Here is a 20,839-nt window from a genome sequence, read left to right on the forward strand (position 1 = left end):
TGCATTCATCGTGAAGTACACCATTGGCCTGCGCATCAGCGACGAGGGAGAAGCGGCCGGAGCCGACGAATCCCAACACGCTGAAGGCGCATACGACTTCGTCGCACTCGGCCTCGGATCAGCCACCGGGAACTTCGCGGGCTCCCCGACAGAGGGACGCCCCCTCATCTCCCACCGAGAGGCATGAGGGACATGAAACTCGTTACCGCGATCGTCAAACCGTTCACGCTCGACGACATCAAAACCCAACTCGAACAGACCGGCAACCCCAGCATGACGGTCAGCGAGGTGCAGGGCTACGGCCGGCAGAAGGGCCACACCGAGGTATACCGCGGCGCTGAGTATCAAGTGGACTTCGTGCCGAAGGTGAAGGTCGAGGTCCTTGTCGACGACGAGGCTGTCGACAAGGTGGTGGAGGTCATCGTGACCGCCGCACGCACCGGCAAGATCGGCGACGGCAAGGTCTGGGTGAGCCCCGTTGACTCGGTGGTGCGGGTACGCACCGGCGAACAGGGCGCCGAGGCCCTCTAACCGGGCAAGTTGTGCAACCTATTTGCCCCCAGTACCGCTGTTTGATACTGATGGAAGGTGACGATTCGACGCGCGTTCATCACCGGCGCAAACGGATTCGTGGGCCGCGCACTCTCGCGGCAGCTTCGCGCCTCGGGCTGGGAGACCCGCGGCGTCGATCTGGCGGCGGACCCCACACACGACGTCCGCGCCGGAGATATCAACGTTGAGGGTCCGTGGCTGGCAGACGCTGCCGCCGCGGATGCGATCTTCCACACCGCAGCAATAGTGTCGAACACCGCGGCAGCCGACGCGGCCTGGCGCATCAATGTGCTTGGCACGAAAAAGGTTATCGACGCCACGTCACCAGGGGCGGTGTTCGTACACCTATCGTCGGTTCGCGCGTTCTCGGACATCGACTTCCCCGATATGGTCACCGAAGATCATCCTGTCCGAACCGACGGGAACACCTACGTTGACACCAAGATCGCAAGCGAACAAGTGGTACTGCAGGCTCACGCGGCCCACCGGATCGATGCGCGGATCGTACGCCCAGGTGATATCTACGGGCCCGGATCCCGGCCGTGGACACTGCTGCCGTTAGAGATGATCCGCGGTAACCAGTTCGTGTTGCCGGCGATGGGAAAGGGCATCTTTTCGCCGATCTACATCGATGACGTCATTGACGGCATCACGAGCGTGGCTACCTGCGACGCGGCACGCGGCCAGATCTTCACCATCTCCGGAGGCGCTGGGGTCGCCTGCGCACAGTTCTTCGGCCACTACTACCGCATGCTCGGTAAGCGCGGCCCCTTGGTGCTACCCACCACCGCTGCGATTGGCTTGGCCAGAGCGAAGACGTCCATCCTCGCGCTGTCGGGCAGAACAACGGAAGCCAATGCCGCCTCCGTGCGATACCTCACCAGGACCGGGACCTACTCGATTGCCAAAGCACAGAGCGTTCTGGGGTTCAGGCCCCAGTTCACTCTCGAATCCGGCATGCAAGCGACCCAAACCTGGTTACAGAGCCAAGGGCTCCTGGGATGACAAAAACCACCTGTAAACAGGTGGTTTTTGTGTTGTCGGGCTGACAGGATTTGAACCTGCGACCACTTGACCCCCAGTCAAGTGCGCTACCAAGCTGCGCCACAGCCCGCCGCCGCGATGAGCAGCAGACGGAAGCCTACCGTAGGTGTGGCGAGATCCTGAACTCGGATTCCGGTCAACGAACCCGGATTCCTGAAATCACTTGTGTCACAACAAAATCATTCGCAACATTTGTCGGTAGTTGTCGGAGTGGCGTCCTATAATTCGAACATGCGTTCGATAGTAGATGCGGAGGCAAGCCAGGTCCTTGCGGAGCTGGCCGGCGCCCTCGGCGCATTGTCGGAACTGGATCCGCAGACCCTTACGCAGGGTGACCGTCTCGCCGTCCTACGCGAGGTCGAGGCATTCGTGCGCCGGATTCCCGCCGCCACCCACGGGCTTGTCAATGAACTTGTGGCCGATCATGTTCCGGGCGCGTTCGGTGGCATCAACCCGCCCGACGTCCTCGCCGATGCACTCCGGATCACCCGCTCCGACGCCCGACGGCGCATCCGGGACGCCGCGGAACTCGGTCCGCGGGTCACGCTCAGCGGTGACCGGATCGAGCCGGTGCTCGCGGCCACCGCCATGGCGCAACAGGCGGGCACCGCCGGGTGTGATCACATCGCGGTCATCCGCCAGTTCTGGGACCGGCTCCCCCACGCCGTCGATGCGGTAACCCGGGCGGCCGCCGAGAGGCAGCTGGCGGAGCTCGCGGGAACGCTGCGACCCGACGAGCTCCGCAAGGCCGCAGACAGACTCCTGGCCTATCTCGATCCCGACGGGAGCTTCACCGGCGACGCCGACCGTGCTCGACGGCGAGGGTTCAGAATGGGGCGTCAGGGTGTCGACCTCATGACGCCCGGGGAATTCGACCTCGACCCCGAGCTACGTTCCTATCTCGACGCGATCTTCGCCAAGTACGCAGCACCGGGCATGTGCAACCCCGATGACGAAACACCTTGCGTAGGTGATGATTCGGACGTAGATGCGGCGCCGCGGGATGGTCGAACCGTCGCACAGCGGCAGCACGATGCGCTGAAGGCGGTCTGCCGGTCCGTGTTGTCATCGGGTGAGCTGGGTCGTCATCGCGGATTGCCGGTGACCGCGGTGGTCACCGCAACGCTGCGTGAGCTCGAAGCTGGCTCGGGTAACGCGGTGACCGGCGGGGGCTCACTCCTGCCGATCACCGATCTGATCCGGATGGCCAGTCACGCCCATCATTATCTGGCCATCTTCGATGACGACGGTCGCGCGTTGCATCTGGGGCGGGCGAGACGGATCGCCACCGAGGACCAGCGAATCATGTTGACCGCCAAGGATCGTGGCTGTACCTACCCAGGCTGCGATCAACCCGCGTATCACTGCCAGGTGCACCACATGGACGAGTGGGCTCACGGCGGCAGCACCGATATCGACTCCCTCACGCTCGGCTGCGAAGGGCATCACAAGCTACTGGGAGCCGAGGACCAGCACTGGAGAGCAGCACGCGGTCCGGACGGCCGAACCTGGTGGATCCCACCCGCGCATGTCGATCCGGCGCGTTCGCCGCGTATCAATTGGTTCCACCATCCGGACGGCTACCTACGGGAGTAACACGACATCGGCCCCGCCGGGGGTTAACCCGACGGGGCCGATGGGGCCAAGAGGCTTAGTTCGAGCCGCTTGCGTGATCCGGTGCGATTACTCCGGGATGGTCAGAACCTGACCCGGCTGAATCAGATCGGGGTTGGCAACGCCGCTCGCGTCGGCGATCTTCTGGTACTGGTTGCCGTCGCCGTAGAAGCGCTCGGCGATGGCCCACAGGGTGTCACCCGACACGACCGTGTAGGTGCGGGGCTCCGGGGCAGGAGCAGGCTCCTCCACGGCGGCCGGAGCAACCTCGACGGACTCGGCCGGGGCGACCGGGGTGTCGGTCTGGGTGCCCGAGGACCACACGGAGTCGGCGCCTGCGTAGAGCACCAGGTTGCGGTCGTCCTGCAGAACCAGCTTCACGTCGGAACGGCCCTCGGTGTTGCTGCTCCACAGCGCGCCGCCACCGTTGTCGTAGACCACGAAGTTTCCGTCGCTCTGCACCTCTGCACGGCCAGCGCTGTGTCCGCTGGTGTCGGAGGCCCACACGGGGCTGCCGCCGTCGGTCAGAACCAGGTTGCCGTCATCCTGCAGAGTCAGGGTGTACGCGCCGTTGTTCGAGGTGAGGCTCTGTCCCGAATCCAGCTTCTGACCCTGGGTGAGTGTGTCCGCCACTGTGTTGCGCCTTTCGTAGGTGGTTTTGCTACCGCCGCAGGATGGTAGACGGTCAAACTAGCCTAGGTCGGCAAACCGAAAAAGTGGGCGATTCGGATCGGGTAGATCTCAACATGGGCGCGAATATTGGGTGAACGGAGCCTGAGAGCGCAATGTGCACAGGGTCCTTTATCTTGTGCCCGTTGCTATCTCGCCGTCAGTTAGCGCTTGGGCCCGCGCTTCTCGCGTACCCGCACATTCACCCTGATGGGAGTGCCTTCGAAGCCGAAACTTTCGCGCAATCGACGTTCGAGGAATCGGCGATACCCCGCCTCGAGGAAACCGGTGGTAAATAGCACGAAGGTCGGCGGCCGTGAGGTGGCCTGAGTGGCGAACAACACACGTGGCTGCTTCCCGCCGCGCACCGGCGGCGGCGTCGCGGCAACCACTTCCTTGACCCAGGTATTGAGCTGACCGGTAGAGATACGCGAGTCCCAGGACTGCAGTGCAGACTCCAGCGCGGGCACCAGCTTCTGGATGGCCCGCCCACTCTTGGCCGAGATATTCACGCGCTGTGCCCAATTGAGCTGCGCAAGCTGAAGGTCTACTTCACGTTCAAGGAGATCGCGGCGATCCTCGTCCACCAGGTCCCACTTATTGAACGCCAGTACCAATGCGCGCCCGGATTCGACGACCATCGACAGCACCCGCTGGTCCTGTTCGGTGATGGGCTGGGATGCGTCCAGAAGCACGATCGCCACCTCGGCGGCCTCGATGGCTCCATGGGTGCGCAGCGAGGCGTAGTACTCATGCCCCGAGGCCTGGCCAACCTTACGGCGCAGACCTGCCGTATCGACGAAACGCCAAGTCTTACCGCCGAGTTCGATCAAGGTATCCACTGGGTCCACGGTGGTCCCGGCAGTATCGTGCACCACCGACCGCTCGTCGCCGGAAAGCTTGTTCAGAAGAGAGCTCTTGCCCACGTTGGGTTTTCCGACGAGTGCCACACGCCGCGGTCCGCCCTCCCCCGACCCTCGCGCTGACACCTGGGGCAGATCGGCGACCACACGGTCGAGCAGATCCGCGACCCCACGCCCGTGCATGGCGCTGATGGCGATGGGCTCACCCAACCCCAGCGACCACAGGGTTGCGGCGTCGGCCTCGGCACGGTCGCTATCAACCTTGTTGGCCGCCAGGAAAACCGGCTTGCCCGAGCGGCGCAGCAGCTTCGCCGCGTCTTCGTCAGTCGAGGTGGGACCCACCGTCGCATCGACCACCAGAATGATGAGATCCGCGGTCGCCATCGCATGCCGCGCCTGTTCGGCCACGAGCTGTTGCAGGCCGGTCGCATCGGCCTCCCAGCCACCCGTGTCCTGCACGGTGAATCGGCGATCCAGCCATTCGGCCGGGTACGAGACGCGGTCTCTGGTCACCCCAGGGATGTCCTGGACGACCGCTTCGCGCCGCCCGATGATGCGGTTCACCAACGTCGACTTGCCGACATTCGGGCGACCGACCACCGCCACCACCGCAGGCGGGGCACTCGGCTCCTCGGTTTCCTCGACTCCATCGAATTCGTCGAGTTCCCACTCGCTTTCATCGACCCATGTGCCGTCGGTCATCGGGATGCCCCTGCCCTTGTGCGAACGAGGTCCAGCAGGTGGGCCACCACCTCATCCTGTGTCATGTCGCTGGTGTCGACCTCTATCGCGTCCTGCGCCGGACGCAACGGTGACACCGCCCGGGTCGAGTCCAGATGATCGCGGCGCTGCACGTCGGCGAGCACGCGCTCGTACTCGTCGGCCCCGCCGCCCGAGACATTCTGTGCGTTACGGCGCTGGGCCCTGGCCTGTGCCGATGCCGTCAGGTAGATCTTCACGTCGGCCTCGGGCAGCACGACGGTACCGATATCGCGGCCCTCGACCACCACGGCGCCACCACTGCCCTCGGCCAGCTCACGCTGCCGTCGCACCAACCGCTCACGTACCTCCGGAACCGCGGACACCGCGGAAACCGCGCCAGTCACCTCGGTCCCCCGGATGGGAGTCGACACGTCCTCTCCGGCGAGCAGAGCCGTCTGCGCATCCGGATCGGACCCGACCGACATCGGCACCTCGCCGGTGGCCGCGGCGATGGCCGCCGGATCGGTGAGATCGACACCGGCACGCAGCACCCAGAGCGTCACGATGCGGTACATCGCACCGGTATCCAGATAGGCGGCGCCGAGCTGCCGGGCCAATTCCTTGGCCACCGAGGACTTTCCGGTGCCCGATGGACCGTCGATGGCCACCAAGACGCGACTCACAGACCCACCGCCTTGTACAGCGAGCCGATCTCATCGCGGCCCAGGGCGCGGAGGCTTCCCGGACGCTGATTGCCCAGCGTCACATCGCCAATCTTGGTGCGCACCAATTCCACTACCGGATGCCCCACGGCATCCAGCATCCGGCGCACAATGCGATTGCGCCCCTCGTGCAGGGTTAGCTGGAGCATGGTCTGGCCGTCGGTGGTTCCGAGGAATTTGAAATCGTCGACCTTGGCGGGGCCGTCGGCGAGTTCTACGCCGTCGCGCAGCTGTCTGCCAAGACTGCGCGGTATGTTGCCGGCCACCGTGGCGATGTACGTCTTGGACACCTCATAGGACGGGTGCATGAGGCGGTGCGTCAGCTCCCCGTCATTGGTCAGCAGGATCAGACCGACGGTTTCGGCATCCAGACGGCCGACATTGCGGACACCCTGGTTGCTGCGCACCCGCTCTTCGATCAGCTTCCCGATGCACGGGCGGCCACGATCGTCCGACATGGTCGAGAGCATCCCGTACGGCTTGTTGAGTGCCAGATACACCAGCTCGGAGTTCATGATCACCCGCGCACCGTCGACGCGAACCACGTTGACGGCGGGATCGATTCGCCGGCCCTGCTCGGTGACGATCTCGCCGTCCACCTCCACGCGGCCGTCGAAAATCATCCGCTCAGCAACCCGGCGTGACGCAATTCCCGCCTGCGACAACACCTTCTGTAGCCGAATTCCTTCTTCGCTCATCGTTCAGTCCTGATCAACAGTAAAGGCGGGCGCGGCACCGGATCCGGCGCCGTCCGCAGACGTCCGGTCGAGCCGCGCAAACCTCGGCTCGTCGCCAAGGTTCTCGGATAGGTCATCGATCACGTCGATATCGGGAAGAAGCGGTGCGATATCGGGAAGATCCGACAGTGACGTCAGCCCGAGCCGCTCCAGGAACAACTCGGTGGTGCGGAACATCACGGCACCGGACTCGTCATCGGTGCCGGCCTCGGCGATCAGCCCGCGCATCAGCAGCGTCCGCATCACGGCGTCGACGTTCACACCGCGAACGGCACTGACGCGCGATCGCGTCACCGGCTGCCGGTAGGCCACCACGGCAAGGGTCTCCAGCGCAGCTCGGGTCAACTTCGAACGTGCACCGTCCAGCAGCAGCTTCTCCACGTAGGGGGCGTACTGGGCGCGGGTGTACATGCGCCAGCCATCTGCGGTCTCACGCAGGTCGATACCACTCGTGCGGTCGGTCAGGATCTCGGAAATCCGTTGCAGCGCTTCGGCTACACGATCCAGCGGCTGCGCGACGACGGTGGCCACCGCTGCCGCACTGATGGGTGTATCCACCACCAGCAACAGCGCTTCGAGAGTGCTGCTGAGTTCCTCATCGGTCATCGGGACGAACTCGTCCGATTCCTCCAGGATGGGTTCTGCTGAGGGGTCGAGCTCGGTGGACTCCTCCGACCCCTCGACAGAGGTCGTCTGCTCACTCATGTGTAGTCCACTGCCTTTTCTAGATCATCCTGCGCCGGGCGCTCACCGGTCCATGAAACTTGGAGCGGTCCAAGCGGTTCGGATTGCTCGAATAGTACCGCCTTGGAGCGGTAGAGCTCGAGGACGCCCAGGAAACGGGCCACGATCTCAATGGGCACCGTGCACTCGGCCACCAACTCGGTAAAGGTCATCCACTGCCCCGCGCCGCGTTCGGCCAGCAGTTCAACCATCCGTTTGGCGTGCTCAGGCACCGAAACGCGGGGAATATGCAGATGGCTGAGGCCCACCGTCGGCACCGGCCGCGGCGTAAACGCACCGGCCGCGAGCTGGGCGAATTGGTCGCCATCGAGTCCCAGGTGCACCGGCGGCAACAACTCGCTGAACCGCTCCTCCAACGCCACCGCCCGCGGATATGAACGCAGCGCGGCGGCCTCCAGTTCGGCGAACATCTCCGCCACGTGCTTGAAGGCCCGGTACTGCAGCAGCCGCGCGAACAGCAGGTCCCGGATCTCCAGGAGGGCCAGATCGTCGGCGTCGTCCACCTGGCCCGACGGCAGTAACCGCGCCGCCTTGAGGTCCAGCAGTGTGGCCGCCACCACCAGGAACGCGGTGACCTCGTCCAGGCTGTAGGTATCGCCCAGCGACTTGGTGTACGCGATGAACTCGTCGGTCACCTGATGTAGCGACACCTCGGTGACATCGAGCCGATGCTGCGAAATCAGTTGCAGCAGAAGGTCAAACGGACCCTCGAAGTTTGTGAGACGAATCCGGAAACCGTGCGTTTCGGACGCAGCCGCCTCCGGGGCCGCGGAGCCGGGCTCCGCAGAGGTCTCGACCGGATGAGACACAGCCAGCTCTTCCGGTACCTCAACCGTCACGATTCGAACCGGTCGATTACCTCGCGAGCCAACGAGATATACGCCTGGGCACCGGAGGATTTGGGCGCCCACGTGGTGATGGGCTCCCCCGCCACACTGGTCTCCGGGAAGCGGACGGTGCGGGTGATGACGGTGTGGAAGACCTGGTCACCGAACACCTCGATGACCCGGGCCATCACCTCACGCGCGTGCAAGGTGCGGGCATCGAACATGGTGATGACGATTCCGGACACCGACAGCTTCGGGTTGAGCCGGTCGCGCACCTTGGCGACGGTGTCGGTGAGCAGCGCCAGCCCGCGCAGCGAGAAGAACGCGCATTCCATCGGGATGACGACGCCCTCGGAACAGGCCAGCGCGTTCACTGTCAGCAGTCCCAGCGACGGCTGGCAGTCGATGAGCACGTAGTCGTAGCGGTCGAGCACCGGATGCAACGCACGGGCCAGCGAGTGTTCCCGGCCCACCTCGTTGACCAGCTGAATCTCGGCCGCGGACAGGTCGATATTGCTGGGAATCAGGTCCAGGCCGTCGACCCGGGTGCGCATGAGGACATCGTCTACCGATACCCGCGGCTCGACCAGCAGGTTGTGCACCGTGGTCTCCAGCTCGTGGTGCGCGATGCCCAGACCTGCGGACAGCGCCCCCTGCGGGTCCAGGTCCACGAGCAGGACGCGTCGGCCGTACCCGGCCAGCGCGGCGCCCAGATTGATGGTCGACGTGGTCTTACCCACGCCACCCTTCTGATTGCACATCGCGATGACCTTGGCCGGTCCATGGCTGGTCAGCGGCTTTGGTTCGGGAATGTCTTTGTGCGGACGACCGGTCAGGTCAAGGTCGCCGTCTTCGGCGGGAAAGTCGGAGTCAAGACTGGAGTCCGTCACGTCACCTCCCGGTCATCTGTTCGACCCTCTTCGCACCAGCGGCTCATCGAAGGCATTCGCGCAAGTCTAGTGGGGTTGTGGCTTGCGGTAGCGGCAACCCGCGCATGGAGTCGGCACTATCGGGCGCGGGGATGTGCACCAGCCCACACTTCGCGCAGCGAACTGACGGTGACCAGCGTGTAGATCTGTGTCGTCGTGACCGAGGCGTGGCCGAGCAGCTCCTGCACGACGCGAACGTCGGCACCGCCTTCGAGGAGGTGCGTCGCAAAGGAGTGCCGCAGTGTGTGCGGCGATACGGCCGCGCTGATCTTGGCGCGTTCGGCGGCATCGGCAAGTACCTGCCAGGCGCTTTGACGTGAGAGCCGTCCGCCCCTCGAGTTCAGGAACAGGGCGGGCACGCCCCCGCGCCCTCGTCGCGCCAGGTCCGGACGGCCACGCACCAGGTACGCCTGGAGCGCTTCCACCGCGGGGCGCCCCACGGGCACCAGCCGTTGCTTGCCGCCCTTGCCCCAGAGCAATGCCGAGCGGGCCTGAACGTCGACATCGTCGACATCGAGCCCCACCGCCTCCGAGATCCGGGCGCCGGTCGAATACAGCAGTTCCAGCAGTGCACGGTTACGCAGATCGAGCGGGCCGTCCGTGGCGGCTCCGCCCGCGGCGGCCAACAAGGCCTCGACTTGGTCGACGGTGAGGCTTTTGGGCAGCCGCCGGTTGGGGGTCGGCGGTTTGACGGCGCGGGCGACGTCTGTCGGTACCAGCCCTTCGATGGCGGCGAACCGGTGCAGCCCACGCACGGCGATCAACGCGCGCGCGGCCGAGGACGCGGACAGCTCGGGCACGCCATGCTCGGGGTCACCCCGGCGCAGCGTCACCACGAAATCGCTGACATCGGGTTCGGACACGTCGGCGAGACGGTCGATTTTGCGGTCGGCGAGATGCTGCTGATAGCGGCGCAGATCGCGACGGTATGAGCTCAGTGTGTTCGCGGCGACGCCGCGTTCCACGTCGAGGTGATCCAGATAGGACTGGATCTCACCGTCTAGGAGCGGGACCGCCACCGTCACATTCGGGCCTTACGTTCCGCGAAGGCCGTAGGCCGGTCAGGCCAGGGGGCGTCCGAGGCGCGGGTGTGGTGACCGGTGAGGGCCACATGTGCGGCCAGAATGCCCGCCGCGGCAATAGCATTCACGATTTCACCGGCGAGCACCATGGACACCGCCTCAGCCAGCGGCACCCAGTGCACCGTCATGTCGGCCTCTTCGTCATGACTTTCACCGCGTCCCGGATGTGACAGCCCGGTGGCCAGAAAGACCCTGACCACCTCGTCGGTGAACCCGGGTGAAGCGGCCGCGTCCACGAGCACCCGCCAGGTGGTGGCCTCGACGCCTGCCTCTTCCTGCAGCTCGCGCGCGGCGGCCAGCTGGGTGTCCTCCCCCGCGATGTCCAGCAGGCCGGCGGGCAGTTCCCATAGCCGGTGCCCGAGCGGATGGCGGTACTGATGCACCAGCGCGACCCGCCCCACCTCATCCACCGCAGCGACCGCGACGGCCCCGTAGTGCTCGACGACCTCTCGGGTCGCACTTCCGCCGCCGGGCATCGCGACACGGTCGCGGCGCAACGCCAGAATGCCGCCCATGTACATGGGCTCGGACTCCAGAGTGACGAACTCGTGGCGTTCGCCCTCCCCGGAGGCCCCGCTACTCACTGTCAGGATCCAACGGAAGACGCTCGGCCGCTTTGTATTCCATTGCTGCGCGGATGAACGCGACGAACAACGGATGTGGGCGGGTGGGACGGCTCTTGAGTTCGGGGTGGGCCTGGGTGGCGACCGCGAACGGATGGACGTCCCTCGGGTACTCGACGAACTCCACCAGGTGCCCGTCCGGCGATGTGCCGGAGAACCGCAGGCCGCTTTCGGCGATCTTGTCCCGGTAAGGGTTGTTCACCTCGTAGCGATGCCGGTGCCGCTCGGACACCTCGGTCGTTCCGTACGCCTCGGCGACGATCGAATCGGCTTCCAGGATCGCGGGGTAGGCACCCAAGCGCATCGTTCCGCCCAGATCCGCCTCACCGGCGACTGCCCGCACCTGATCGGCCATGGTGGCGATAACCGGACTCGGGGTGTCGGGATCGAACTCGGCCGAGTTGGCGTCGGCCAGGCCCGCCGAGCGTGCCGCCTCGATCACCATGCACTGCAACCCCAGACACAGGCCCAGCATCGGGATACGCCGCTTGCGGGCGTAGCGGATGGCGCCGAGCTTGCCCTCGATGCCCCGGATGCCGAAACCGCCGGGGATCAGCACGCCGTCGACATCGCCGAGCGCGGACTGCGCACCGGCCTCGGTCTCGCAGTCGTCCGAAGGCACCCACTTGATGTCGACCTTCGTGCGGTGCCGGAATCCTCCGGCCCGCAGCGCCTCGGTGACCGACAGATACGCGTCGGGCAGATCGATGTACTTGCCCACCAAGGCGATTCGTACGGTTTCGCTGGGCTCGTGGACGCGCTGCAGCAGATCGCCCCACTCGGTCCAATCGACGTCACGGAAGGGCAGGTTCAGCCGGCGCACCACATAGGCGTCGAGTTCCTCGCGATGCAGCACCTTCGGGATGTCGTAGATGGACGGGGCGTCCGGTGTCGAGATGACACCGTCGACGTCGACGTCGCACATGAGCGCGATTTTGTTCTTGAGAGGTTCGGGCACCTCCCGGTCGCAGCGCAGGATCAGCGCGTCGGGGGTGATGCCGATGCTGCGCAGCGCGGCGACCGAATGTTGCGTGGGCTTGGTCTTGAGCTCGCCGGACGGCTTCAAGTACGGCACCAGGGACACGTGCAGGAAGAAGACGTTGTCGCGGCCGACGTCGTGCCGGATCTGGCGCGCGGCCTCCAGGAACGGCTGCGACTCGATGTCGCCGACCGTGCCGCCGATCTCGGTGATGACGATGTCGGGCCGCTGTCCCTTTTCGTTGGGTTCGGCCATGGCCAGAATGCGGCTCTTGATCTCATCGGTGATGTGCGGGATCACCTGCACGGTGTCGCCGAGGTACTCGCCACGTCGCTCTTTGGCGATGACGGACGAATAAACCTGCCCCGTAGTGACATTCGCCGACCCGGACAGGTCGCGGTCCAGGAAGCGCTCGTAGTGCCCGACATCGAGATCGGTCTCGGCACCATCCTCGGTCACGAAAACCTCGCCGTGCTGGAACGGGTTCATGGTGCCCGGATCCACGTTCAGGTACGGATCGAGCTTCTGCATGGTCACCTGCAAACCACGTGACGTAAGAAGCTGCCCGAGGCTGGAGGCGGTCAGTCCCTTGCCCAGCGAGGACGCCACACCGCCGCTGACGAAGAGGTGCCTGGTGGCGGATTGAGGATGCTTGCGTAGACCTGCCAACTTGGCTCCCGTGACGACTGCGCAGGGCAATTCTGACTAGCTCGGGGCCCTGCTGACCCACGGAACCTCACCCTAACAAACACGCCGACAACCCGCGCTGAACACGCCGTGCGGTGTGGGCTAGATCCCCTTTTCGGATCTTCTACGGCACCGTGATGGAGGTAGCTCCCGGCCCCAGTCCATACCGGCCCGAGCGGCCGTCGGACTGTTCCCGCAGCGCCAGGATGGTGGTGATGCGGCCCGAGGCCATCTCGATGTCGTCGACGGTGCTCGCCGCGGAGGCCATGGAGCTGTCGGCCCGGGTCACGGCAATCGCCGCGATGCCGTCGGCCGACCCGCTGCGTCCGGCGAGCACGGCGCCGGAACCGCGCCGATCCAGCGCGGCGGCGAATCGCGCGACGGTGGAACCCTTGTTTCCGGCGTCGTTGGGCAGCGCTCCCCCGGTCACGATCACCGCGAGGTTCCCCGCCGACACCTGTCCGTCGGTGTAAGTGATGAATCCGCTCTGCCGCAGTGCCGACAGGGCGATATCACGCTGCTCATCGGTCACCGGTGGTGCCGGATCTTTCGGGACCTGCAGCACAATGCCTACCAGGTCACCTGCCTGCGAGCCCTGATCGACGACATCGGTACGCAGCGCGGTGCCGGCGGGCAGGATCGACGAGTTCACGATGGTGCGCAGCCGTTCGCCCTGATTGGCGTCGGTGAACTGATCGGTCAACCCGATCCGGCCCGATACCGATCCGCCCGCGGTGGCTATCAGCTGCGCGATGCCGTCGACATCGGCGCGGTCGGCCTCCGGGGTGGTGATCAGCACGACCTTGCGATCGCCCAGGGCGCCAGAGACCATTCGGGGTGCCATGGTGGCATCGAAGTTGCTTGCCGCGTTGAGTTTCTCGTTGAGGGCGTTCTTGTCCTGATTCAGGTCTTCGATCTGCCGCTGCTGGGTGCGCTTGTCGTCGCGCAGACCGGACAGCAGGGTGTCGTTGAGCAGACCGGAACCGAGTATGACGCCCACCGCGAGTGCGAGGAAAACCGCAGCGAGGGATATTGCGTGCTGGCGCAGGGTAATCACGGGTGACTCAGCTGACCAGGTTCTGCACCCAGACGGTCAACCGGTTCCAATACGCGAGCAGCCATTCCGCGGCGCTGTCGCCCGCGCTGGTGACCCACAGCATGGTGATCACGGCAACCAGCACCGCGAGGATCAGCAAGGCGATGGCCCCACCGGAGAACCGGTTGCGGTACAACGTCGCAACGGCTTTGGAGTCGACGAGTTTGGCGCCGACCTTGAGCCGGGTCAGGAATGTTGACGGATTGGATTGCTGGCGTTCGCGATCGAAGAACTCCTCGATGGATGCGGTGTGGCCCACGGTGACGATCAACGATGCTCCGTGATGGTCGGCCAGCAGCAGCGCCAGGTCCGCCGCCGAACCCGCGGCCGGGAAGGTGACCGCACCGACTCCCAGATCCTGGATGCGCTCGAGCCCGGCGGCGTGTCCGTCGGCGTCGGCGGGAAGCACGACCTGCGCACCGGATTTCAGGACATCGTTGCTCATCAACAACGGGTCGCCCACCACGATGAGCGGCCGGTACCCGGCCTTGCGCAGGATGTCCGCGCCGCCCCCGACTCCGATGAGAACCGGCTGGTACTCCTTGATGAAAGGCTTGAGGTTCTTCAGGTCATACACCGCACCCGCGCCGTCGGACACCACGATGACGTGCCGGTTGCGCAGATCGACATCGACGTCCGGGATGCCGATGCCGTCGATCAGCAGCGGGCTCTCGCTACGGATGAATTCGATGGTGTTGCCGGAGAAGGCCTCCAGGTGTGCGACCAATCCGGTCTTCGCCTCGGTCATGAGGTCGTGCACGTCCGCATCGGTGCGCGGAGTTCCCGCGATCAGACGGCGATCGCCGTTGTAGATGCCGCCGTTGTGCACGCGAACGGTGGAGCCGTCCTTGACCTTTTTGAAGACCTCGGGTCCGATGCTGTCGATAAGGATGATGCCGTTGGCGACGAGCACCTCGGGTCCCAGATTCGGGTACCGGCCGGAGATCGACGGCGAAGCGTTGACGACGGCGCTCACCCGGGCGTCGACCAGAGCATCGGCCGTGATGCGATCCAGATCGAGGATGTCGATGACGGCGATATCACCCGGATTGAGGCGTTGCAGCAGCCTGTTGATGTCCCTGTCGGTACGCACTGTTCCGACGATGCCGGGCCTGGAGCTGCTGCTTCGCGTGAGCATCGTGGTCAAGTTCATGAAGGTGATCATGACGCGATGCGCCGTCGAGCCTGTGGAGGCGCGCCGTAACACCTGTCACATTAGTCACTCCAGTACCGCTGATTTTCTGCGGGTCGTGCCCTGTGATTGTTTGCGGGAAGGGAGCCTTAGCCCCGCTCGGAGCGGGCCGCGTCGAGCAACTCGCGGGCATGCGCCCGGCCGGTGTCGGAGTCGCCGAGACCGGCGAGCATACGGGCCAGCTCGGCGACCCGGTCCTCATCATCCAGACGGCGCACACCGCTGCCCTTGCTGTTCACCCGGTCAACCGTGAGGTGGATATCGGCGAAGGCCGCGACCTGCGGCAGGTGCGTCACCACGATCACCTGATGCGTGTGGGCCAGCTTGGCCAACCGTCGACCGATCTGCACGGCCGCACGGCCACCCACCCCAGCATCGACCTCGTCGAACACCATGGTGGTGCCGACGGTCGAGGCGGCCAGCACCACTTCGAGGGCCAGCATCACGCGCGAGAGCTCACCCCCGGATGCGCTCTTGGCCAGCGGCAGTAGCGGGTTGTCACGATGGGCGGCGAATCCGAATTCGACGGCGTCGGTACCCGCTGATCCCGCGTGCACGGTCTGCCCGGACGGCAGCGCCAACGGCGCCGAGTCATCGGCCCGGGCCGCGATGGGCTCCACGGCGATGGTGAACACCGCACGGTCCATCGCCAGGCCGGCCAGCTCGGCGGTGACGGCCTTACCGAGCGCCTTCGCGGCCTTCGTGCGCGCCTTGCTCAGAGCCGTTGCCGCGACAGCCAGTTCACCGGCGAGCCGATCCACACGGGCAGCGATGGCGTTAAGCGTCTCCTCGGAGGTGTCGACCTCGGCCAGCCTGCCGCGCGCCTCCTGCGCCCAGGCGATCACCCCGCCCAGGTCGGCGGCGTACTTGCGGGTCAACGTACGCAGCAGCCCCTGGCGTGCCAGCTTCTCTTCGAGTGTGCTTGCATCGCTGGGTAATTCGTCGGTGAACGCGGTCAACTCGCGGGCGACATCACTGACCACCGCAAGAGCCTCGGCCAATTGTGGCGCGAGGGCTTGCAGGGCCGCGTCATCGGTGGCCTCCAGCAGAACTTTGGCCTTGGCGATGCGGTCGATCGCCGAATCCGAATCGTCATCGCCGCCATCCGAGTCCGTGCCCGCCAACGCACCACGTGCCGAGCCGGCCGCATCGCGCAGCGCATCGAGTTCGGACAGGCGATGGATGTCGGCGGTGAGCTGGTCGTCCTCACCCGGCTTGGGATCGACGGTGTCGATCTCGTTGAGCGCGAACCCGAGTCGATCGGCCTCCTGCGCGAGCTCACGCGCCCGGTTGGTGCGGTCGATCAGGTCGCGCCGCGCGGTGAGCCACTCCTCGCGCAGCTTGCGATAGGTGGTGAGCAGCGCCTCGATGCTGCCCGGCCCTTCCGAGGCGAACCTGTCCAGCGCGGCGAGCTGCTGCTCCGGGCGCATCAGCCGCAGCTGGTCGTTCTGCCCGTGCACCGTGAGCAGTCCCGCGGTGAAGCTGGCCAGCGATTTGGCGGGCACACTGCGTCCACCCAGATATGCGCGTGAACGCCCGTCGGAGGTCACCGAACGCGCGGCGATCACGCTACCGTCGTCATCCCGTTGCGCCCCTGAGGAATCCAGGATCTCGGTAACTTCGGCTGGTTCGGCGCCCAGCGGATCGGTCGTGAGAAACCGGCCCTCCACTACGGCGCGGTCGGCGCCCGCCCGCACCCGATTGGCGTCGGCGCGGGCGCCACCGAGCAGATGCAGACTCGTGACCACCATGGTCTTGCCGGCTCCGGTCTCACCGGTCAGCACGGTCAAACCACTGTCGAACTCCGCGGTCGCAGCGGGTATTGCGCCAAGGGACTCGATGCGAATCTCGGTGAGCACGACTACCTTCCCCGCCAGCCCTTGACGGGCAACTGAAACTTGCGGACGATCCGGTCCGCGAAAGGCTTGCTGTCCAGGCGTGCCCACAGCACCGGCTGATGACCGCGCACCACCTCGACGCGTCCTCCCGGTGGCACTCTGATCTCTCGACGTCCATCACAGAACAGGAGCGCGTCATGCCCATCGGCTTCGATCTCGACGGCGACGGTGGACGCAGGACTGATCACCATGGGCCGGGCGAACAAGGCATGAGCGTTGTTGGGCACCACGAGGATTGCGTCCAGATCCGGCCAGACGACCGGTCCGCCCGCCGAGAAGGCGTAAGCCGTTGATCCGGTCGGCGTCGAGACCAGCACTCCGTCGCATCCGAAGGCGGAGACCGGACGGGCATCCACCTCCAGCACCACGCCGAGCACACCCAGCCGGGGGCCCTTTTCGATACTGACCTCGTTAAGCGCCCAGCCACGCTCGACAACCTCGCCGCCAATGCGAACCAGGACGTCCAGTGTCATCCGGGTCTCGACGCGGTAGGTGCCCTCAACCACATGGGTGAGCACGGCATCGAGCGCCTCGGCCTCGACCTCGGCGAGAAACCCGATGCGGCCCAGATTGACTCCGAGCACCGGCGCGGTCGCACTACGTGCCAGATCCGCGGCCCGCAGAAAAGTGCCGTCCCCGCCCAGTACCAGCACCAGTTCACACCCGGTGGCGGCATTCTCATCCGCGTCGACAACCTCGACATCGACACCGAGGGAGCGGAATTCGGTGGGGTCCAAATGCACGGGGCCACGATCGATGGCCTCAGCGGACAACACCCGCAAGGCGATACCGTTCTCGCCCAGCGTTTTCGCGACACGCTGGGCAGTCTCGGTAACCTCATCGCGCCCGGTGTGCGCGACGAGCAGAATCTTGCGTTCGTTCATTACTGGGGTCCCCTCGATACTGCATCGGCGACTGCTGTTTCGATATCCAGGCCGGAATCTGTGTTCCGCAGCCAGAGAAAGTATTCGACGTTTCCGGATGGTCCGGGCAGTGGGCTGGCCGTCACGCCAGCGGTATGCCAACCCTGCGTCCTGGCGCGGTGGGCGACAGAGACCACGGCATCGATGCGTAGTTGCGGGTCACGCACCACACCTCCCGCGCCGACGAGTTCCTTACCCACCTCGAACTGGGGTTTGACCATGGGCACGATATCGGCATCGTCTGTGGCACAAGCGATCAGCGCATCGAGTACCAGTCCGAGCGATATGAAGGACAGGTCGGCCACGATCAGTTGTGCCGACCCGCCGATCAGTTCGGGTGTCAGGGTGCGCACATTGGTGCGGTCCAGCACGGTGACCCGGTCGTCGGACTGCAGGGCCCAGGCCAGTTGCCCATACCCGACGTCGGCGGCAACAACTTCACGAGCACCCGAGCGCAACAGCACCTCGGTGAAACCGCCCGTCGAGGCACCAGCATCCAGACAGCGCTTGCCCTCGACGGAAAGTCCCTGTGGGCCAAAGACGTCAAGCGCCCCGAGAAGTTTGTGGGCACCACGCGAGACCCACTTGTCCTCGGCCTCCCCCTGCACCACAAGCGAAGCCGTCGCAGGCACGGCTGTTGCGGCTTTCGCGGCGGGTATGCCGTCGATACGCACGCGTCCCGCGTCGATCAGCTCAGCCGCCTGCTGTCGCGACCGCGCGAGCCCGCGGCGCACCAACTCGGCGTCGACCCTGGCGTGCCGGGCCATGACTATCCCTGCTCCGCGGATTCCAGCGCTCGGACCAACACGTCATGTGCCTGTTCCAGGACCTGGGCTTGGGTTTCGAGATCCAGCTCGGCGTCGGTTTCGCCCAGGCCGGCAGGCGGGTCGAGCTGACCCAGCAGCGCCTGCACCTGGGACCTGACCTCATCAGGATCAGGTCCGGCAGCGTGACGGGCAACATCGTTCGGGGTGGTCATCGCGCTCAAGGCTAGTGGATCGCCCCCGACCGGCAGGGGCGACGACACACTATCCGGCAGAAAGCCCCTGCAAGGCCTGTTCCGCCAGGTCATCGGTGGACACGATGGGCCTGATCGCCGGAGCTGAGCCTGTTGCCCACACCGCGGCCGCCAATGACTGTGCCAGCGACAGGGGTGTTCCGGCGTCGTCGACGGCGCCGACCGACACATGGCCGGTATCCACCGTTACTCGCCATGACGGCTTCGGCTCGATACGTACTTCGGTCTGTGGGAGGTGCAATGCACCCAGATCGGCCCCCAGGAAGGTGGGCCGGTGCGAGGTGTGCGCCCAGATCGCATCGACAGCACTGTTGACGCCGGTGAGCACCATGAGGCTGGGTAAGTCCGCGGCATTGGCTCCGGAGATATCGGTATCGAGACGGTCGCCGACAACGAGCGGCCGTGCGAAGCTTCCGCGTGCCAGTGCGTCCTCGATGAGTGCACGCCCCGGCTTGCCCGCCACGATCGGATCGGCGTCGGTGGCGGTGCGCAGCGCGGCGACCATGGACCCGTTTCCCGGTAGCAGACCACGTTCGGTCGGCAGCGTCGCGTCGACATTGGCCGCCACCCAATACGCGCCTGCCCGAATCGCGAGTGCCGCCTCGGCAAGGGTGGTCCAGCAGGTGTCCGGTGAGTGCCCCTGCACCACGGCACGTGGCGCGGCATCGAAGCTCCGCACCGGGGTGAGGCCAACGGCCGCAACCTCGGCGGCCAGCGCCTCGGTGCCGACCACGAGTACCGCATCGTCACGCTCAAGTGCCTCGGCGAGCAGTCTGGCCGCACTCTGGGCGCTGGTGACAACGTCGCCGGGGGTGGCCATGAAGCCCAGGGAGGTGAGGTGTTCGGCGACCTCGGGTGCGGACCGGCTGGCGTTGTTGGTGACGTATAGCTGCCGTGCATCGCCGGCGGCTGACAACGCGGCAATGGCATTCGGAGTGGGTTCGGAACCCCGGAATACCGTGCCGTCGAGATCCAGGAGCAGGCAGTCGTGGGCGCCGGCAAGTGTGTCAGGCAAGTTCGGCTGCCCGATCCTCGGCGTCCGTGTGGCCTTCGACATCGGCGTTGGCCGCGTGCAGAAACCATTGCACTGCTTCGGGTTTGCGATCCAGGGCCAGGAGGATGTCGGCGTAGGCGTAGAACAGCCGCGCCGCGACCACGCCGACCCGCTTCGGATCGGGTGCGGGAGTCGACAGCACCGCCAACGCCTGATCAAGCTGCCCCATGTCGGCGCGTGCTCCGGCGGTCACAATGCGCAGTTCGTCGGCGGCATCGCCGGTGAGTGCCTTGGCCTCATCTCCGCGGGCAAGTTCGAGGGCACGTTCGGGCCGGCCCACTCCCCGTTCGCAATCGGCGATGAGGGCCAGCAGTGGCGAGCGGGTGCCCATGCGCTTGGCCGCGCGCAGTTCGGACAACGCCAGCGCCCAGTCCCCGCAGTGATAGGCGGCGATACCGAGCGCTTCACGGACGCCCGCAATGCGGGCCGCACGGCTCTTGGCGGCCTTGGCGTGCTCCAGCGCCGCTTCCGGGTCTTCGTCGAGTAGGTTGCCCGCCACGACCAGATGCCGGGCCACCGTGTCGGCGGTGTTCTTGTCGAGGCTGAGCAGCTCGGCGCGGACATCGGGCGCAAGCTGCTTGGCCTCGACCTCGTCAGGAATGTGTGGGCCGAAGTTTCGTGGCGCCTGGCGCTCATCCGTGCGCCGGGGCCCGGATCCCTGATTGCGCTGGGGGCGATCGCCGCTGCGCTCATCCGACCGGCGCGGACGTGCCGCACCGCCACCGCGGTCATCGCGCCGCGCGCCTGAATCGCGCGCGGGGCGACTCGGGCCTTGTTTTCTGGGCCCCTGCTGCCTGGGTCCTCGCTGGTCCACGGGCACCTCCTTTACAGCGCGAGTATGCCGGTAACAGGCCCTTCGCCGGAAATTCGGTGGCGATCCACGT

General features: G+C 65.8%; 20 protein-coding genes, 1 tRNA gene and 2 pseudogenes. 4 read left to right on the forward strand and 19 right to left on the reverse strand.

Annotated elements, in window-relative coordinates; genetic code table 11:
• The 3 genes and pseudogenes from AOT83_RS22700 to AOT83_RS22710 form a co-directional block, all read left to right on the forward strand.
• Positions 1–187: pseudogene (locus AOT83_RS22700) on the forward strand (ammonium transporter); the annotation flags it as partial.
• Between the two features lie 5 nt (positions 188–192).
• Positions 193–531: a P-II family nitrogen regulator gene (locus AOT83_RS22705; RefSeq protein WP_057963934.1), complete on the forward strand. Its 339-nt coding sequence runs from the start codon at positions 193–195 to the stop codon at positions 529–531.
• Positions 532–588: 57 nt separating this feature from the next.
• Positions 589–1,557 (forward strand): NAD(P)-dependent oxidoreductase, encoded by a 969-nt coding sequence (locus AOT83_RS22710; protein WP_057963935.1) that lies wholly within the window; start codon positions 589–591, stop codon positions 1,555–1,557.
• Positions 1,558–1,592: 35 nt separating this feature from the next.
• Here the strand turns inward: AOT83_RS22710 and AOT83_RS22715 are convergent.
• Positions 1,593–1,666 (reverse strand) — tRNA-Pro (locus AOT83_RS22715).
• A 161-nt stretch (positions 1,667–1,827) separates the two neighbouring features.
• Here AOT83_RS22715 and AOT83_RS22720 point away from each other — a divergent pair.
• The gene (locus AOT83_RS22720; RefSeq protein ID WP_057963936.1) at positions 1,828–3,192 is read left to right on the forward strand and encodes an HNH endonuclease signature motif containing protein; all 1,365 of its coding nucleotides are present in this window, start codon (positions 1,828–1,830) and stop codon (positions 3,190–3,192) included.
• Between the two features lie 87 nt (positions 3,193–3,279).
• Here the strand turns inward: AOT83_RS22720 and AOT83_RS22725 are convergent, their stop codons facing one another.
• From AOT83_RS22725 to AOT83_RS22810, 18 genes and pseudogenes are all read right to left on the reverse strand, one after another.
• Positions 3,280–3,843, reverse strand: a complete 564-nt coding sequence (locus AOT83_RS22725; protein WP_030098009.1) for a LysM peptidoglycan-binding domain-containing protein — start codon at positions 3,841–3,843, stop codon at positions 3,280–3,282.
• Positions 3,844–4,043: 200 nt separating this feature from the next.
• Positions 4,044–5,444, reverse strand: coding sequence for a ribosome biogenesis GTPase Der (der, locus tag AOT83_RS22730; protein ID WP_030098010.1), 1,401 nt, complete (start codon positions 5,442–5,444; stop codon positions 4,044–4,046).
• The gene (cmk, locus tag AOT83_RS22735) at positions 5,441–6,115 is read right to left on the reverse strand and encodes a (d)CMP kinase (protein WP_109394945.1); all 675 of its coding nucleotides are present in this window, start codon (positions 6,113–6,115) and stop codon (positions 5,441–5,443) included. The genes der and cmk overlap by 4 nt, the downstream gene beginning before the upstream one ends.
• 8 nt (positions 6,116–6,123) lie before the next feature.
• Positions 6,124–6,864, reverse strand: coding sequence for a pseudouridine synthase (locus tag AOT83_RS22740; RefSeq protein WP_057963938.1), 741 nt, complete (start codon positions 6,862–6,864; stop codon positions 6,124–6,126).
• Positions 6,865–6,867: 3 nt separating this feature from the next.
• The gene (gene scpB, locus AOT83_RS22745; RefSeq protein ID WP_030098013.1) at positions 6,868–7,608 is read right to left on the reverse strand and encodes an SMC-Scp complex subunit ScpB; all 741 of its coding nucleotides are present in this window, start codon (positions 7,606–7,608) and stop codon (positions 6,868–6,870) included.
• Positions 7,605–8,486 (reverse strand): segregation/condensation protein A, encoded by an 882-nt coding sequence (locus tag AOT83_RS22750; protein WP_070917995.1) that lies wholly within the window; start codon positions 8,484–8,486, stop codon positions 7,605–7,607. Before AOT83_RS22750 ends, scpB begins: the two co-directional genes overlap by 4 nt.
• Positions 8,483–9,364, reverse strand: a complete 882-nt coding sequence (locus tag AOT83_RS22755) for a ParA family protein (RefSeq protein ID WP_030098015.1) — start codon at positions 9,362–9,364, stop codon at positions 8,483–8,485. The genes AOT83_RS22750 and AOT83_RS22755 overlap by 4 nt, the downstream gene beginning before the upstream one ends.
• A gap of 116 nt (positions 9,365–9,480) precedes the next feature.
• Positions 9,481–10,428, reverse strand: coding sequence for a site-specific tyrosine recombinase XerD (xerD, locus tag AOT83_RS22760; protein WP_030098016.1), 948 nt, complete (start codon positions 10,426–10,428; stop codon positions 9,481–9,483).
• Positions 10,425–11,069, reverse strand: coding sequence for an NUDIX hydrolase (locus AOT83_RS22765; protein ID WP_030098017.1), 645 nt, complete (start codon positions 11,067–11,069; stop codon positions 10,425–10,427). The genes xerD and AOT83_RS22765 overlap by 4 nt, the downstream gene beginning before the upstream one ends.
• A 7-nt stretch (positions 11,070–11,076) precedes the next feature.
• Positions 11,077–12,756 (reverse strand): annotated as a pseudogene (locus AOT83_RS22770) (CTP synthase); the annotation flags it as partial.
• A 142-nt stretch (positions 12,757–12,898) separates the two neighbouring features.
• Positions 12,899–13,831, reverse strand: coding sequence for a copper transporter (locus AOT83_RS22775; protein WP_030098019.1), 933 nt, complete (start codon positions 13,829–13,831; stop codon positions 12,899–12,901).
• 7 nt (positions 13,832–13,838) lie between these two features.
• Positions 13,839–15,023 carry a putative cytokinetic ring protein SteA gene (gene steA / locus AOT83_RS22780; protein ID WP_030098020.1) on the reverse strand — a complete coding sequence of 395 codons (1,185 nt, stop codon included), beginning with the start codon at positions 15,021–15,023 and terminating at the stop codon, positions 13,839–13,841.
• Positions 15,024–15,151: 128 nt separating this feature from the next.
• A complete protein-coding gene (recN, locus tag AOT83_RS22785) occupies positions 15,152–16,921 on the reverse strand; it encodes a DNA repair protein RecN (protein ID WP_057963939.1) in 1,770 nt (589 codons plus the stop codon).
• A 2-nt stretch (positions 16,922–16,923) separates the two neighbouring features.
• Positions 16,924–17,844 (reverse strand): NAD kinase, encoded by a 921-nt coding sequence (locus AOT83_RS22790; RefSeq protein ID WP_057963940.1) that lies wholly within the window; start codon positions 17,842–17,844, stop codon positions 16,924–16,926.
• Positions 17,844–18,650: a TlyA family RNA methyltransferase gene (locus AOT83_RS22795; RefSeq protein ID WP_030098023.1), complete on the reverse strand. Its 807-nt coding sequence runs from the start codon at positions 18,648–18,650 to the stop codon at positions 17,844–17,846. The genes AOT83_RS22790 and AOT83_RS22795 overlap by 1 nt, the downstream gene beginning before the upstream one ends.
• 2 nt (positions 18,651–18,652) lie before the next feature.
• Complete coding sequence (locus AOT83_RS22800) at positions 18,653–18,862, reverse strand: hypothetical protein (RefSeq protein WP_030098024.1); 210 nt, start codon at positions 18,860–18,862, stop codon at positions 18,653–18,655.
• A gap of 49 nt (positions 18,863–18,911) precedes the next feature.
• Entirely contained in the window at positions 18,912–19,916 is a 1,005-nt protein-coding gene (locus tag AOT83_RS22805) for an HAD-IIA family hydrolase (protein ID WP_030098025.1), read from the reverse strand.
• A complete protein-coding gene (locus AOT83_RS22810) occupies positions 19,909–20,556 on the reverse strand; it encodes a hypothetical protein (protein WP_030098026.1) in 648 nt (215 codons plus the stop codon). Before AOT83_RS22810 ends, AOT83_RS22805 begins: the two co-directional genes overlap by 8 nt.
• Positions 20,557–20,839 lie beyond the last annotated feature (283 nt).

This window comes from Mycobacteroides sp. H001 (assembly GCF_001440005.1).
Classification (GTDB): Bacteria; Actinomycetota; Actinomycetes; order Mycobacteriales; family Mycobacteriaceae; genus Mycobacterium; species Mycobacterium gwanakae.

Coding starts and splice junctions, on each gene's coding strand:
- AOT83_RS22705 (WP_057963934.1), top strand. CDS start 193: ATGAAACTCGTTACCGCGATCGTCAAACCGTTCACGCTCGACGACATC.
- AOT83_RS22720 (WP_057963936.1), top strand. CDS start 1,828: ATGCGTTCGATAGTAGATGCGGAGGCAAGCCAGGTCCTTGCGGAGCTG.
- der (WP_030098010.1), bottom strand. CDS start 5,444: ATGACCGACGGCACATGGGTCGATGAAAGCGAGTGGGAACTCGACGAA.
- AOT83_RS22740 (WP_057963938.1), bottom strand. CDS start 6,864: ATGAGCGAAGAAGGAATTCGGCTACAGAAGGTGTTGTCGCAGGCGGGA.
- scpB (WP_030098013.1), bottom strand. CDS start 7,608: ATGAGTGAGCAGACGACCTCTGTCGAGGGGTCGGAGGAGTCCACCGAG.
- steA (WP_030098020.1), bottom strand. CDS start 15,023: ATGAACTTGACCACGATGCTCACGCGAAGCAGCAGCTCCAGGCCCGGC.
- AOT83_RS22790 (WP_057963940.1), bottom strand. CDS start 17,844: ATGAACGAACGCAAGATTCTGCTCGTCGCGCACACCGGGCGCGATGAG.
- AOT83_RS22795 (WP_030098023.1), bottom strand. CDS start 18,650: ATGGCCCGGCACGCCAGGGTCGACGCCGAGTTGGTGCGCCGCGGGCTC.
- AOT83_RS22800 (WP_030098024.1), bottom strand. CDS start 18,862: ATGACCACCCCGAACGATGTTGCCCGTCACGCTGCCGGACCTGATCCT.